Here is a 14,729-nt window from a genome sequence, read left to right as displayed (position 1 = left end):
AAAAAGTTTGGCAGAAAATATTTATCGTCCCAACAATGCTTTCTCTGCTTCTTCCATTCCACAAAAATTAAAGCCGTCAACGACTTGCTGCATCAATGCGGAGATTGCGTCATTGCAAAGATTGCCGATACTTCCTTCATGCGTATGATGTACTTGCTTGTTGTGAGTAAATTTTCCGGCTTCAATGTCCAGTCCCACCTTTTTATATGCATCCCGGAAAGGCATACCTTCACGTGCCAGACGGTTCACTTCTTCTACACTGAAAATAAACAGGTATTTATCATCATCAAGGATATGCTCATTCACCTTTATCTCATTCATAATGTATGTTGTCATCTGCAAGCAGTCTTTCAATTCCTGAAATGCAGGAAGGAAAACTTCTTTTATAATCTGCAAGTCGCGAAAATAACCGGAAGGCAGATTGTTTGCAATCATCATGATTTGCTGAGGAAGTGATTGCAGCTTATTGCATTTGGCACGAGTCAACTCGAATACATCCGGATTCTTCTTATGAGGCATGATACTGGAACCGGTAGTACAATCATCCGGCAGCTTCACAAAACCGAAGTTCTGACTATTGAACATACAAGCATCAAAAGCCAGTTTGGAGATCGTTCCGGCAATGGTAGCCAATGCAAAAGCAACATTACGTTCCAATTTTCCACGCCCCATTTGTGCATACACCACATTGTAGTTCATCGAATCGAAACCGAGCAAATCAGTGGTCATCGTCCGGTTCAACGGGAAAGAAGAACCATATCCTGCCGCAGACCCCAACGGATTGCGATTGCACATCTTGAAAGCTGCCTGCAGAAATTGCATGTCATCTACCAGACTTTCGGCATAAGCACCAAACCATAAGCCAAAAGAAGAAGGCATAGCTATCTGCAAATGGGTATATCCCGGCATCAGGACATTCTTATATCGTTCACTCTGAAGGATCAACACATGAAAAAGTTGTTCGACAGCTTCCGCTATCTCACGGATTTGTGTACGGGTAAAGAGTTTAAGGTCCAGCAAAACCTGATCATTTCTCGAACGCCCACTGTGAATCTTCTTGCCGACATCTCCCAAACGGCGGGTCAGCATCAATTCTACCTGAGAATGCACATCCTCCACTCCTTCTTCTATCACAAACTCACCTTTCTCAGCCGAAGCATAAATATTTTTCAGCTCAGCCAATAACTGCTCCAGTTCTTCTTTTGTCAACAAGCCGATACTTTCGAGCATCGTAATATGAGCCATAGAACCGAGTACATCATGTTTAGCCAGATAAAGATCCATCTCCCGGTCACGTCCCACCGTGAAACGTTCGATATCTTTATTTACCTGCACGGATTTTTCCCAAAGTTTCTGCGCCATAATTGTTTTAAGTAATACTTAATACCTAATACTTATTAATATTGAATCATCGACAGCATCTCGACCATCTTCTCCAAACCGTCCTGGAGAGGCTTCTGTACCATCGCTTTCATGAACGGATTAATGTCCATACCGATAGTCAACTTTATCTTACACTCTTCTTCGGCAGTCTCTACCAACTGAATCCACATATTAAAAGGAAGTGGAGAATTGGTAGTCGCAAGTTTTATACATTTACAAGGGTCACGCTCAACAATCTGCAACGTTATCTGCCCTACAGGCGAAACATTAAAACTCAAGGTATCCGAATCGAAACTCAAATCCTGCACCTTATCTTCCGGCAAACGGTCTTTTACGGATTCCAGATTACTCAAGTCTGAAAGTTTAGCATACACACGTTCCTGACTGTAAGGTATTACCTTCACACTACTTTCAAAATTAGCCATAATTCTTTATTGGTATAAAATAAAAGAAAGAACTATCCGAACAAGGATTGTCCGAATGGTTCTTTCTTACTAAAATTTTCTGTCAAATAATACAATATTATTTTCCTGCATCCCAATGGGCAGGGTCTTTACGCCATTCGTTCAATGTTGCAATATCTTCTTCTTCAATATAACCTGTGCGAAGGGCAACATCAAGCACTGCCTCGTAATTAGTCAACGTCACCAAAGGTACTTTGGCATTCTTAAACGCTTCCTCTGCAACAGGGAAACCGTACGTATAGGCAGCTACCATACCAATCACTTCGCATCCGTCGCGACGAATTGCCTCTACAGCCTTCAAACTACTACCACCTGTAGAAATCAAATCTTCAACCACTACAACTTTCATACCCGGACGAAGTTCTCCTTCAATCAGGTTCTCCAATCCGTGATCTTTCGGGGTAGAACGAACATACACGAACGGCAGATTCAATGCATCAGCCACCAAAGCTCCTTGCGGAATAGCACCTGTGGCCACACCGGCAATCGCATCCACCTGTCCGAATCGTTCCAATATCAGACGTGTAATTTCAATCTTCACAAAATTACGAAGAGAAGGATAGGACAGAGTTTTACGGTTATCACAGTAAAAGGGGGATTTCCATCCAGAAGCCCATGTAAAAGGGTTAGCGGGTTGAAGTTTAATAGCTTTAATCTTCAAAAGTTTCTCCGCGAATAGTCTCTCTAAGTTTTTCATAACTAAACTAACTATTAATTATTTGCCGCAAAAGTACAGAAATTGAATGAGAATAAAAAGAAGAATCCGTTTATTTTTTAACTGAATTGTCCCTCTTCCTCCGGAAGTTCGATACAACGACGTATATCTTTGAGCTCAAAACCCCGGCTCATGGCGAATCGCATCAGCTTTCCATTCAGTTCATAGTCGTCTTTCGCATGGATACTTTTCCGCTTAGAAGCCAGCAAGTCACGAAGGATGGAAAGGTACTCTTCATCATCTATTTCATTCAGATGACGCCATGCCACGTCGGAAGGAATCTTCTTCATGTAGAGTCCCTGCGCTATTTTCATCTTCCCCCATTTGGCAAAACGAAATTTATCGTTCACAAAAGCACGACAAAAGCGTTCGTCATCAATATACTTTTCGGTTTCCAGCCGTTCAAGGATACGCGCTATAGTCTCATAGGCTATTCCCCAACGCTGTAATTTTTCATTTACTTCTGCCCGGCAATGTTCTGCGGCGGAGCAATAAGAGGCTACACGATTCAAAGCCTCTTCATCGGTTAATTGTGCACTCATCGGTTAGCTGTAAGTATTCTATCTTTTCCAAATATGTCTTTTATAACACGAACGTCTCGATATTGGTTCATTTCTATCATGCGTATCATGTCTTGTCCGTATGCCTGGTTTATTTCAAAATAGAGTTTACCGTCCGGACGGAGCAATTCACGCCCTAACTCGGCAATCCGGCGATAAAAGCGCAAAGGGTCTTCATCAGGAACGAACAGAGCAAGCTCCGGTTCCCAGTCAAGCACATTCGCTTCCATCTCTCTTTTTTCAGTCTCCGTCACATAAGGCGGGTTGCTGACAATTATATCATAAGATCCGCTCTGCATCCCATCAGCAGAAAAAACATCCTGCCTGCAAAATGTGACCTGCGCATCCAGCTCTTCATTATTCTTTCGGGCAATAGCCAGCGCTTCTTCCGAAATATCCCAGGCATCTACTCTCGCTCCCGGCAGACTTTTGCTCAAAGAGATGGCAATACATCCGCTTCCCGTACCTATATCTAATAGGCAACGGGCATCCGGATTCTCTTTCACAATCAAACTCACCAACTCAGCTGTCTCCGGACGAGGTATCAGCACGCCGGGAGCTACCCGGAAGTTCCTTCCACCAAACTCGGCATATCCCCGAATGTACTGTATAGGCTCATTTTTCTGCAAACGGAATATAATGTTTTCTAATTCACGCTGTTTGCATGCAGATAAAATTATATCTTTGCCCATGTAAATATCAAGCGCATCCACCCCCAACATGTCGCAACAGATCAGCATCGAAAGAGCCCTGACCTCTTCCGGTGGATAAATATCCTGCAATGACTGACGGATGTAAGTAGTGATGCGGTTCATATTTTACAATTTCGGAGTGCAAAAGTAAGAATAATATAGCGAAGAGCACCAAAATGGAAGAAGAAAAATACATGAGACGTTGTATTGAGCTGGCAAAAAACGGACAATGCAATGTCGCTCCAAACCCGATGGTAGGGGCCGTTATCGTATGTGACGGACGTATTATCGGCGAAGGATATCATATCCGCTGCGGAGAGGCGCATGCCGAAGTAAACGCGATTCGTTCCGTCAAAGACGAGTCGTTATTGAGTCGTTCCACCATTTATGTCAGCCTGGAACCTTGCTCGCATTATGGAAAAACGCCTCCCTGTGCTGATCTGATTATCGAGAAACAAATTCCCCGTATTGTAATCGGTTGCCAAGACCCTTTTTCGCAGGTTGCCGGAAGAGGGATTCAGAAGTTGCGGGACGCAGGAAGGGAAGTGATAGTGGGAGTACTGGAAAAAGAATGCCGGCATCTGATCCGGCGTTTTATTACTTTCAACACACTGCACCGTCCTTTTATCACACTTAAATGGGCTGAATCAGCCGATCATTTTATAGATATCGAACGGACTGACGGCAAACCTGTAGTACTGTCCTCTCCCCTTTCTTCTATGCTGGTACATAAGAAAAGAGCAGAAGCAGATGCAATCATGGTAGGCAGACGGACAGCATTGCTGGACAACCCATCACTGACTGTCCGCAACTGGTACGGACGAAATCCAATACGTATCGTTTTGGACCGTGCCCTGTCCCTTCCCCACAGCCTGCACCTGTTCGACGGGGAAGTTTCCACTATCGTATTTACAGCAGAAAAACATTCGGACGAGAAGAACGTCACATACAAGACGATTGACTTCACCCAAGATGTTTTGCCTCAAATCATGGAAGTGTTATATCAACAAAAAATACAGTCCTTACTGGTAGAAGGAGGAAGTCAATTGCTCCAATCATTCATCGACACCGAACTATGGGATGAAGTATATATTGAGAAATGTCCGTGCAAGCTGAATTCCGGTGTTAAAGCACCTGAAATAAGCGATAATTTTAGTTATTCGACAGAAGAACACTTCGACAGACAGATTTGGCGGTATGTTTTCGGAAGATGGCTAAAATAGTTCTATTCAAGGGGTTCTACGTCGATAAAAACAGCGTTATTATCTATAATTTTATATAAAACTTCCCCTTAATGTTCTATATCGGAAAAAATGTTCCTATTTTTGCAACTTGTAAATAAACACAATCTTTCAAATGAGAATAAAGTTTTTATCAATCATTGCGAGTTTTTTCATGGTGTCATTCGTTATTACGTCATGCCTTGACAATGATAACGACGTCAATTATAGTCCGGATGCGACTATACATGCGTTTGAACTTGACACTATAGGTTACGGGGTAAACTATAAATTCACAATTGACCAAATTAGTCGTTTAATATACAATGTGGATTCACTGCCTGTCAATGCTGACACGATCATTAATAAGATTCTGATCAAGACGCTGACAACAGCATCCGGAATCGTGACGATGAAAGATCAGAGTGATCAGGACTCAATCATTAATATAAATGACTCTATTGATCTGCTCAAATATGTAAATGCTCCCGAAGAAGGGAAATATCTGGTACTAAAGGTATGGGCACCGGATATGCAGACACAGAATGAATACAGAGTAAGTGTACGCATGCACCGTATGGTACCCGATTCACTTAGCTGGGGAAAAGAACCGATAGCTGCGAACCCAGCAGGAATTACCGAACAAAAACAAAAGATAGTAACATTAGGTGACAACATATTACTGTTCACCCAAAATAGTGATAAAGTATATAGTACAACGATACCGGCAGGTTCTCCTACTGATCGTTTAAACTATGGGCAAAATTGGGAGTTGAAGAATGCCACCCTTCCTGAAGGTGCTGATGTTACGTCTATTATTCGCTTCGATGAAAAGTTATACTTACTTGCCAATAATAAGGTATATAATTCCGCAGATGGTCTGATGTGGGCCGAAGATGCTGTCCTCACCCCTAGTGGAGCGACTGTTAGCAATTTGATTACCAGTTTCTCAGACAATGATGGTAGTAATCATAAAAAGATTAACGGTATTGCAAGCATAGTTGAGAAGAATGGACAGAAATACTTTAGTTTTGCAGAAAAGACTGAGAATGAATGGAATATCACAACAGGCGAGGAGATAGTGCCTACAGAATTCCCTGTCAACAATCTGTCAGCTGATGTATACGCAACTGAGAGCGGAACATTGAATGCTATAGTAGTAGGTAATACTGCAGACGGTTTAGACAATGACACAGCTACAGTTGTTTGGGCTTCAGAAGATGGTAAAGCTTGGATTCCGATGGAAATTCCATCAAATAATAATTGTCCAAAGCTGGTAGATCCATCTATTATACATTATAATGACGCATTCTACATTTGTGGAAAAGAGAATAAAGATGATGCGAAAGGATTCCAGAAGTTCTATACATCTCCAACACTGCTTGTTTGGAAAGGTGTAGACAGAATGTTTATGCTTCCCGGGATTCTTCCTCCGGTCAAACTTGAAGGAGGAGTGACACAATATCCTTATTCCGAATACAGCTTCAAGGGAAAAGAAGTAAACTACACAATGGTAGTTGACAGAAACCATTATATATGGATGGTAGGCGGTAAAGGTATCGACAAGATCTGGCGTGGTAGAGTTAATAAACTCGGATTCCTAATACAATAAGAAGTAGTTAAATACGAACCTTATAATCAAAACATGTCCTATATAGAGAAAATAGACAAAAATCGGATTCCCCAGCATATAGCCATCATCATGGATGGGAATGGGAGATGGGCCAAGCAACGGGGAAAAGAACGAACTTACGGTCATCAGGCAGGTGCAGAAACGGTACATAAAATTATCGAAGATGCTGCACGCCTGGGGGTTAAATATCTGACTTTATATACCTTCTCCACTGAGAACTGGAATCGTCCGCAGGAAGAGGTAGCAGCTTTGATGAACCTATTACTGGACTCTATCGAAGAGGAAACTCTGATGAAGAATAATATTCGTTTCCGCATCATTGGCGATATAGAGAAATTACCTGTGGATGTACAGAAAGGACTATCATCATGTATAGCACACACTGCGAATAATACAGGGACATGTCTGGTACTGGCACTCAGCTATTCTTCCCGCTGGGAGATTACTGAAGCTGTTCGACAGATTGCACAGAAAGCGAAAACGGGAGAAATTTCTCCCGAACAAATAACAGATGAATGCATTACTACTCATCTGACCACAAACTTTATGCCCGATCCGGATTTACTGATCCGCACGGGAGGAGAAATCCGGCTAAGTAACTACCTGTTATGGCAGTGTGCTTATTCGGAGCTTTATTTTTGTGATACGTTTTGGCCGGACTTCGACAAAGAAGAACTCTGCAAAGCCATTTATGAGTATCAGCAAAGGGAGCGCCGATTCGGCAAAACAAGTGAACAAATCAGCTAACATAATCCGAAACATCAAATTATAACATAAATGCATTATCGTATTTCCTTTATATTCGTAACGTTTATCTGCCTGTTCTGCTTTGCAGTTACAGGCACTGCGCAAAATGCCGACACCGACGAAGACTCTAAACCAGTTATCTTATACTCCGGAACACCCAAAAAGTATGAGATAGCAGACATTAAGGTAGAAGGCGTAAAGAATTATGAAGACTATGTATTAATTGGTCTGTCCGGTCTGTCAGTAGGACAAACTATCACCGTGCCGGGTGATGAGATTACCGGAGCAATCAAGCGCTACTGGAAACATGGTTTATTCTCTAACGTACAGATCACTGCCGAAAAGGTGGAAGGTAACAAAATCTGGTTAAAAATAAGCCTGACGCAACGCCCCCGTATTGCGGACGTACGCTACCATGGTGTGAAAAAGTCAGAACGTACCGACCTGGAAGGTAAATTGGGTATGGTAAAAGGTATGCAGATCACTCCGAACACCGTTGACCGCGCCAAGACATTAATCAAACGTTATTTCGACGATAAAGGTTTTAAGAATGCAGAAGTGATTATCTCACAAAAAGACGATCCTGCGAACGAGAATCAGGTGATTGTGGATATCGATATCGATAAGAAGGAAAAGATTAAGGTACATGCTATCCATATTACCGGAAACTCTGCAATCAAAACATCCAAGCTGAAGAAGGTAATGAAAAAAACCAATGAAAAAGGTAAACTTCTGAACTTGTTCCGTACCAAGAAATTTGTGCCGGAGAACTTTGAAGCAGACAAGCAGCTGATCATAGATAAATACAACGAGCTGGGATATCGTGATGCTATGATCGTAAAAGACAGTATAGCGCAATACGATGAAAAGACAGTAGACGTATTTATGGATATAGACGAAGGTCAGAAGTATTACCTCCGTAATGTGACATGGGTAGGTAACACACTGTATCCGTCTGAACAGCTGAACTTCTTGCTCCGCATGAAGAAGGGTGATGTTTATAACCAGAAGTTATTGAGCGAACGTACTTCTACAGATGACGATGCAATCGGTAACTTATACTATAATAACGGTTATTTGTTCTACAATCTTGATCCGGTAGAAGTAAATATTGTCGGTGACTCCATTGACCTCGAAATGAGAATCTATGAAGGTCGTCAGGCTACTATCAATAAGATCAACATCAGCGGTAACGACCGTCTGTATGAAAATGTAGTTCGTCGTGAACTTCGTATTCGTCCGGGACAATTGTTCAGCAAAGATGACCTGATGCGTTCTTTACGTGAAATCCAGCAGATGGGACACTTCGACCCTGAAAAACTGCAACCGGATATTCAGCCGGACCCGATTAACGGAACCGTTGATATAGGTCTGCCTTTGACATCCAAAGCCAATGACCAGGTAGAATTCTCTGCCGGTTGGGGACAAACAGGTATCATCGGTAAACTGAGTCTGAAGTTTACGAACTTCTCTGTTGCCAACTTGCTGCGCCCGGGTGAAAACTATCGTGGTATCCTGCCACAAGGTGATGGACAGACATTGACCATCAGCGGTCAGACGAATGCTAAATACTATCAATCATATAGTATCTCATTCTTTGATCCTTGGTTTGGTGGAAAACGCCCGAACTCACTCTCTGTATCGGCTTTCTTCTCAGTACAGACTGACATCAGCAGCCGCTACTATAACTCCAGCTATTTCAACAACTATTACAACAGTTATTATGCAGGCTATGGTGGCTATGGCTCATACAACTACGGTAACTACAACAACTATGAGAACTATTACGACCCGGATAAATCTATTAAAATGTGGGGACTTTCTCTAGGTTGGGGTAAACGTCTGAAATGGCCGGATGACTACTTTACATTGTCTGCAGAATTGGCTTACCAACGCTACAATCTGAAAGACTGGCAGTACTTCCCGGTAACCAACGGTAAATGTAATGACCTTAGCATTTCATTGACTTTGGCCCGTAACTCTATTGACAACCCGATCTTCCCGCGTACAGGTTCGGACTTCTCGCTGTCAGTGCAGTTCACACCGCCGTACTCATTGTTTGATGGTAAAGACTATAAAGGCTATTTCTATGATGCGGACAATGAACGCATTACTCAAGACAACATGAACAAACTTCATAGATGGGTTGAGTACCACAAATGGAAATTTAAAGCCAAAACATATACTCCGTTGATGGACTATATAGCACATCCTAAGTGTCTGGTATTGATGACACGTACGGAATTCGGTTTGTTAGGTCATTACAACAAATATAAGAAATCACCGTTCGGTACATTCGACGTAGGTGGTGACGGTATGACTGGTTACTCCAGCTACGCTACAGAAAGTATTGCTTTGCGTGGTTACGAAAACAGCTCATTGACACCATACGGAAAAGAAGGATATGCTTATGCACGCCTTGGTATCGAATTAAGATATCCGTTGATGCTGGAAACAAGTACCAACATTTATGTGTTAGGTTTCCTAGAAGCAGGTAACGCATGGCATGATATCTCTAAATTCAATCCGTTCGACTTGAAACGTTCTGCCGGTGTCGGCGTTCGTATTTTCTTGCCGATGATTGGTATGATGGGGATCGATTGGGGTTATGGTTTCGATAAGATTTTCGGTAGTAAGGAATACGGCGGTAGCCAGTTCCACTTTATTTTAGGACAAGAATTCTAACAAAAACATGATTTTAATATATAACCACATTCAAAACTAATTATTATGAAAACAAACTATTTATTATTAGGAGCAATTGCTCTATTATCTGCTTGTGCGCAAGAAGAATTCAATGATTCTAAAACAGAAATAGGGACCAATAAAAATGAAAATGTACTATTGAAATCCCAAGATTACAATATCATACATTTCAATAGTACAAAGCATTTTTTTGAATGTTATGATTCTTTGTTTATCAAAGATTATGATGAACAACTAGCATGGACTACTTCTAAAACCTCCAATTCTCTTTTGAAAAATGCCGACTTATGTACAGATACGATAATGTTATCTATGCCTAAAGCATTCCAAGCACTTTTCAATAAAGATCTCGAAGTAGCTATAAACGATTCTATACTAAAATATGATAATGGAAAGCTATATTTAGTAGAAATCAATAATAAAAAGATCTCAACTCCCATTCTATGCGGTGAAACGGATGCTTCTCCTGTAGAATGTAAAGTACAAACAAGAGAAGGTGGATATTTAGGCTATAATGGCATAGGGTTCAGCCATCAGTATAATTTTAGACGTGCATCTTCCAAATATAAATTTAATTATGTACATGAACTTAAATCATATACAACCAGAGTAAATGATTATGTAGCACAAGTTCTTGGTTTTATGGTTAAACTTGAATACAGAGGTCGTGGTAGTTGGAAAGAAGCTAGTGAACCAAGAGATATAACCATGGACTTGAGATGTAGTGTAGCTGCATCAAGTGGTGGTTCAAATTTTGCATTTTGGGATATTGGAAAACGAACATTTACTAGAAGACAATGGAATATAGAAATTCCTGTTGCAAGAATTGTGCCCAATAATGTACCAGAACGTCAACGTCAATGGCTAATAACAATCGTTGGAACAATTTCTCAAACAATATCGGGTGAAAATGATACCAGATGGAATGATAAATTTTAAAAAACAGATATAATTGAAGCGCTATTAATTAAAATCATGTATATTTGTGTTTGAGATTTCTAGGAATCTCAAACACAAATAATTATATTATACTTATAAACTGAACATTATGAGAAAGTCTATTCTATCCATTATGTTACTGTTTGCCATCAGTATGGCAGCTAGTGCACAAAAATTTGCATTGATCGATACGGAGTATATTCTGAAAAATATTCCGGCCTATCAAAGCGCTAATGAGCAATTGCAACAAGCTACGAAGAAATATCAAGGTGAAGTAGAAGCTATTGCCAAGGAAGCACAGAAGATGTTCCAGGACTACCAGGCCCAGTCCTCTACTCTTTCTGCGGCTCAAAAGACTAAGAAAGAAGATGAGATTGTAGCGAAAGAGAAATCCGCTGCCGAACTGAAGCGTACATACTTCGGTCCGGAAGGCGAACTGGCTAAGATGCAGGAAAAGCTAATTAATCCGATTCAGGATGAAATATATGCCGCTGTAAAAGAACTGTCTCAACTACACGGATATGATCTTGTACTTGACAGAGCATCCGCTGCAGGCATCATTTTTGCCAATCCTCGTATTGATATTAGCGATGAAGTGCTGAGAAAATTAGGATATTCAAATTAATTTCATACATTTGCATCGAAAATAACTAAAAATCATTCAAATAAATTATAGAACTATGCTAAAAAAAATTGCACTTGTATTGTTGCTTGCACTCCCAATGGGTGTATTTGCACAAAATCTGAAATTCGGTCATATTAATGCTCAGGAGATTGTTTCTGCAATGCCTGAATTTGCTAAGGCACAATCTGACATCGAAGCATTAGACAAACAACTGACCAGCGAATTACAAAGAACTCAGGAAGAATTCAACAAGAAATATCAGGAATTCCAGCAAGCTATCGCTAAGGACTCTCTTCCTGCTAATATTGCTGAGAGAAGACAAAAAGAACTGCAGGATATGATGCAAAGACAAGAGCAGTTCCAACAGGAAGCTCAACAGCAGATGCAGAAAGCACAAGCTGATGCTATGGCTCCTATCTACAAAAAGTTGGACGATGCAATCAAAGCTGTAGGTGCTGCTGAAGGCGTGATTTACATCTTCGACCTTGCAAGAACTCCGGTTGCTTATGTAAATGAGTCACAAAGTATCAATCTGACTCCAAAAGTAAAAACGCAGCTTGGCATTAAATAAAAAGCTATAAGCGAAAGAAATAACGAAAGGGAAAGAGAAAAGAAGATCATGCTTCTTTCTCTTTCCCTTTTTTCATGTAACTTTGCGTATATAAATTATCATTCATCATGAAGCAACAACTATCTCATATACCCGGCCCTATCGGAGTCTTTGATTCTGGATACGGCGGTCTGACAATTCTCGAAAAAATAAGAGAAGTGCTACCGGAATACGACTATATCTATTTGGGAGATAATGCCCGTGCTCCTTATGGTACCCGTTCTTTTGAGATTGTATATGAGTTTACCCTGCAAGCAGTCAATAAACTATTTGAGATGGGTTGCCATCTAGTGATACTGGCATGCAATACAGCTTCTGCCAAAGCACTACGCAGCATACAGATGAATGATCTGCCGGAGCTTGATCCCGACCGTCGCGTACTGGGAGTGATTCGTCCCACAGTAGAATGTATCGGAGATATTACACAGAACCGGCATGTCGGCATACTGGCAACATCAGGTACCATCAAATCCGAATCTTATCCATTGGAGATACATAAATTATTTCCGGAAATTCAAGTGAGCGGAATAGCTTGCCCGATGTGGGTGGCACTGGTTGAGAATAATGAGTCACAAAACGAAGGTGCAGATTATTTCATCAAGAAATATATTGACCAGCTACTATCTGAAGATCCTCTGATCGACACGATGATTCTGGGCTGTACACACTATCCCATCTTATTCCCTAAAATACGGGAATATACTCCGGACGGTATCCGCGTCATTGCTCAGGGGGAATATGTAGCCGAAAGCCTAAAAGATTATCTGCACAGACACCCGGAAATGGACGCTAAATGCACCCGTAACGGGAATTGTTTGTTTTATACAACAGAAGCGGAAGAGAAATTCACCGAATCTGCCTCTACCTTCCTGAAGGAGCAGATCAGCGTGAAACGAATTTCTCTTGAATAAATTCAGAAAAGAATAACCATTTGTCCCTCTTTTTTGTTATATTTGTAAATAAACAAACCTCTAATGCCACACAATTATGAAAGAAGAAGATTATAGCAGATCCGTAGAAGTATTCTCAGGCTCTCCATGGGAAGCAGAAATCATCAAAGGATTATTGGAAAGCAATAATATCCGTTGTGTCATCAAGGATGGCATTATGGGGACATTAGCTCCTTATATTGCTCCCGCCGTATCCATTCTCGTCACTGAAGAGGAGTACGAAGCAGCTACTGAATTAATCAGAAGCCGCAACGAGAAAGATACTGACTGATGCGATCCAATCCTGTCTGGATATTCTCCAGAGAGTTCGCATAGGAGAAACGTACATATCCTTCACCTCCCGTTCCAAAATCAATACCGGGAGTAATACCGACATGCGCATTTTCGAGCACATCGAATGCGAAACGATAAGAGTCGGCAGTGAATTTGCGTGCGTCGGCAAAGATATAAAAAGCTCCCTGAGGCTCTACTTTTATTTTAAATCCCATTTCCCGAAGCCGGGTAATCATATACCGGCGACGTTCGTCATAGATGTGTTTCATCCGTTCCACATCCGTATCTGCCTGCCGTAATGCCGCTATTCCGGCTTGCTGTGCTATGCTGGACGCACAGATAAACAGGTTCTGCTGCAACTTCTGCAAAGAACGCATACAGGATTTCGGTGCGATCAGATAACCTAAACGCAGTCCTGTCATTGCGAATCGTTTGGAGAATCCATTCAAGACAAAAGCCTTATCAGTATATTCAAGAATACTATGCGCGCGCCCTTCATAGACAAGTCCATGATAAATTTCATCAGAAATAATGGGGACACCCAATGAGGCAACCTCTTTCAGAAAGCTTTCATCCAACAACATTCCCGTCGGATTCATCGGCGAATTAATAAAGATAGCCGCTGTATGCGGAGTCACACATTTACGGATCGCTTCTATATCATATTGCAGTCCGTTCTCCTCTGACAAAGGCACCAGAACAGGTTTTGCCTGGGCAGCCAGCACAAAATTGCGATAACAAGCATAACCCGGATTAGAAAGTATCACCTCACTATCCGAATTGCAAAGCAACATCAGCACCAGAAGAATAGACGGAGAAGAGCCGGAAGTGACCACGATACAGTCCGGATCAACGACCACTCCATATTCACGTTGATAAAATGCGGCTATCTCCCCGCGTAGTTCCGGATCGCCCAATGAATGGGTATAGTGTGTAAGATGTTGATCATAAGCAGCCTTGGCGGCTTCTGCCACACAAGACGGTACATCAAAGTCCGGTTCACCCACTTCCAGGTGGACAACGTCAATGCCTTGTTTTTGTAATTCATTAGCTCGTTCCAACACATCCATCACAATGAAGGAGGTCATCTGTTCTACTTGAGGATTGGTATGTTTCATTGTTTTTCTTTTATCTATCAGGCTGCAAAGATAATTCTTTTCAGCCTGTTTTTGTAACATATCGACAAAAAGCTCTATATTTGTGCTTTCAAAT

At 41.4% G+C, this 14,729-nt stretch carries 15 protein-coding genes; 9 read left to right on the top strand and 6 right to left on the bottom strand.

Annotated elements, in window-relative coordinates:
- Positions 1-21: 21 nt before the first annotated feature.
- The 5 genes from argH to prmC all read right to left on the bottom strand — a co-directional run bounded on the left by argH (position 22) and on the right by prmC (position 3,937).
- Positions 22-1,362 carry an argininosuccinate lyase gene (argH, locus tag HMPREF2794_RS12330; RefSeq protein WP_010536391.1) on the bottom strand — a complete coding sequence of 447 codons (1,341 nt, stop codon included), beginning with the start codon at positions 1,360-1,362 and terminating at the stop codon, positions 22-24.
- A 35-nt stretch (positions 1,363-1,397) separates the two neighbouring features.
- Positions 1,398-1,808: an SRPBCC family protein gene (locus HMPREF2794_RS12325; RefSeq protein ID WP_055269121.1), complete on the bottom strand. Its 411-nt coding sequence runs from the start codon at positions 1,806-1,808 to the stop codon at positions 1,398-1,400.
- Between the two features lie 97 nt (positions 1,809-1,905).
- Positions 1,906-2,544, bottom strand: coding sequence for an orotate phosphoribosyltransferase (gene pyrE / locus HMPREF2794_RS12320; protein ID WP_010536389.1), 639 nt, complete (start codon positions 2,542-2,544; stop codon positions 1,906-1,908).
- Positions 2,545-2,621: 77 nt separating this feature from the next.
- Positions 2,622-3,104 carry a regulatory protein RecX gene (locus HMPREF2794_RS12315; protein ID WP_010536388.1) on the bottom strand — a complete coding sequence of 161 codons (483 nt, stop codon included), beginning with the start codon at positions 3,102-3,104 and terminating at the stop codon, positions 2,622-2,624.
- Positions 3,101-3,937 carry a peptide chain release factor N(5)-glutamine methyltransferase gene (gene prmC, locus HMPREF2794_RS12310; protein WP_070751604.1) on the bottom strand — a complete coding sequence of 279 codons (837 nt, stop codon included), beginning with the start codon at positions 3,935-3,937 and terminating at the stop codon, positions 3,101-3,103. Before prmC ends, HMPREF2794_RS12315 begins: the two co-directional genes overlap by 4 nt.
- A gap of 53 nt (positions 3,938-3,990) precedes the next feature.
- On the opposite strand from prmC, the gene ribD reads away from it, so the two are divergent.
- From ribD to HMPREF2794_RS12265, 9 genes are all read left to right on the top strand, one after another.
- Entirely contained in the window at positions 3,991-5,037 is a 1,047-nt protein-coding gene (ribD, locus tag HMPREF2794_RS12305; RefSeq protein ID WP_010536386.1) for a bifunctional diaminohydroxyphosphoribosylaminopyrimidine deaminase/5-amino-6-(5-phosphoribosylamino)uracil reductase RibD, read from the top strand.
- A gap of 133 nt (positions 5,038-5,170) precedes the next feature.
- Complete coding sequence (locus HMPREF2794_RS12300) at positions 5,171-6,646, top strand: BamI family beta-barrel-assembly machinery protein (RefSeq protein WP_070751603.1); 1,476 nt, start codon at positions 5,171-5,173, stop codon at positions 6,644-6,646.
- Between the two features lie 33 nt (positions 6,647-6,679).
- Positions 6,680-7,414, top strand: a complete 735-nt coding sequence (locus HMPREF2794_RS12295) for an isoprenyl transferase (RefSeq protein ID WP_010536384.1) — start codon at positions 6,680-6,682, stop codon at positions 7,412-7,414.
- A 30-nt stretch (positions 7,415-7,444) separates the two neighbouring features.
- Positions 7,445-10,099 (top strand): BamA/OMP85 family outer membrane protein, encoded by a 2,655-nt coding sequence (locus tag HMPREF2794_RS12290; RefSeq protein ID WP_010536383.1) that lies wholly within the window; start codon positions 7,445-7,447, stop codon positions 10,097-10,099.
- 45 nt (positions 10,100-10,144) lie between these two features.
- Positions 10,145-11,059, top strand: coding sequence for a hypothetical protein (locus HMPREF2794_RS12285; RefSeq protein ID WP_010536382.1), 915 nt, complete (start codon positions 10,145-10,147; stop codon positions 11,057-11,059).
- A gap of 109 nt (positions 11,060-11,168) precedes the next feature.
- The gene (locus HMPREF2794_RS12280; protein WP_022301838.1) at positions 11,169-11,684 is read left to right on the top strand and encodes an OmpH/Skp family outer membrane protein; all 516 of its coding nucleotides are present in this window, start codon (positions 11,169-11,171) and stop codon (positions 11,682-11,684) included.
- Positions 11,685-11,739: 55 nt separating this feature from the next.
- Entirely contained in the window at positions 11,740-12,255 is a 516-nt protein-coding gene (locus HMPREF2794_RS12275; protein ID WP_010536380.1) for an OmpH/Skp family outer membrane protein, read from the top strand.
- Between the two features lie 107 nt (positions 12,256-12,362).
- A complete protein-coding gene (gene murI, locus HMPREF2794_RS12270; protein ID WP_010536379.1) occupies positions 12,363-13,205 on the top strand; it encodes a glutamate racemase in 843 nt (280 codons plus the stop codon).
- A 76-nt stretch (positions 13,206-13,281) separates the two neighbouring features.
- Positions 13,282-13,515, top strand: a complete 234-nt coding sequence (locus tag HMPREF2794_RS12265) for a DUF2007-related protein (protein ID WP_010536378.1) — start codon at positions 13,282-13,284, stop codon at positions 13,513-13,515.
- Here the strand turns inward: HMPREF2794_RS12265 and HMPREF2794_RS12260 are convergent.
- Positions 13,484-14,635 (bottom strand): pyridoxal phosphate-dependent aminotransferase, encoded by a 1,152-nt coding sequence (locus HMPREF2794_RS12260; RefSeq protein WP_029425255.1) that lies wholly within the window; start codon positions 14,633-14,635, stop codon positions 13,484-13,486. The two genes, HMPREF2794_RS12265 and HMPREF2794_RS12260, sit on opposite strands and share 32 nt — an antisense overlap.
- Positions 14,636-14,729 lie beyond the last annotated feature (94 nt).

Source organism: Bacteroides sp. HMSC067B03 (assembly GCF_001811315.1).
Lineage (GTDB): Bacteria > Bacteroidota > Bacteroidia > Bacteroidales > Bacteroidaceae > Bacteroides > Bacteroides faecis.
Note: the sequence above shows the minus strand (reverse complement) of the source record. Positions and strands in the feature narration are given on the sequence as shown.

Coding starts and splice junctions, on each gene's coding strand:
- argH (WP_010536391.1), bottom strand. CDS start 1,362: ATGGCGCAGAAACTTTGGGAAAAATCCGTGCAGGTAAATAAAGATATC.
- HMPREF2794_RS12325 (WP_055269121.1), bottom strand. CDS start 1,808: ATGGCTAATTTTGAAAGTAGTGTGAAGGTAATACCTTACAGTCAGGAA.
- pyrE (WP_010536389.1), bottom strand. CDS start 2,544: ATGAAAAACTTAGAGAGACTATTCGCGGAGAAACTTTTGAAGATTAAA.
- HMPREF2794_RS12315 (WP_010536388.1), bottom strand. CDS start 3,104: ATGAGTGCACAATTAACCGATGAAGAGGCTTTGAATCGTGTAGCCTCT.
- prmC (WP_070751604.1), bottom strand. CDS start 3,937: ATGAACCGCATCACTACTTACATCCGTCAGTCATTGCAGGATATTTAT.
- ribD (WP_010536386.1), top strand. CDS start 3,991: ATGGAAGAAGAAAAATACATGAGACGTTGTATTGAGCTGGCAAAAAAC.
- HMPREF2794_RS12300 (WP_070751603.1), top strand. CDS start 5,171: ATGAGAATAAAGTTTTTATCAATCATTGCGAGTTTTTTCATGGTGTCA.
- HMPREF2794_RS12295 (WP_010536384.1), top strand. CDS start 6,680: ATGTCCTATATAGAGAAAATAGACAAAAATCGGATTCCCCAGCATATA.
- HMPREF2794_RS12290 (WP_010536383.1), top strand. CDS start 7,445: ATGCATTATCGTATTTCCTTTATATTCGTAACGTTTATCTGCCTGTTC.
- HMPREF2794_RS12285 (WP_010536382.1), top strand. CDS start 10,145: ATGAAAACAAACTATTTATTATTAGGAGCAATTGCTCTATTATCTGCT.
- HMPREF2794_RS12280 (WP_022301838.1), top strand. CDS start 11,169: ATGAGAAAGTCTATTCTATCCATTATGTTACTGTTTGCCATCAGTATG.
- HMPREF2794_RS12275 (WP_010536380.1), top strand. CDS start 11,740: ATGCTAAAAAAAATTGCACTTGTATTGTTGCTTGCACTCCCAATGGGT.
- murI (WP_010536379.1), top strand. CDS start 12,363: ATGAAGCAACAACTATCTCATATACCCGGCCCTATCGGAGTCTTTGAT.
- HMPREF2794_RS12265 (WP_010536378.1), top strand. CDS start 13,282: ATGAAAGAAGAAGATTATAGCAGATCCGTAGAAGTATTCTCAGGCTCT.
- HMPREF2794_RS12260 (WP_029425255.1), bottom strand. CDS start 14,635: ATGAAACATACCAATCCTCAAGTAGAACAGATGACCTCCTTCATTGTG.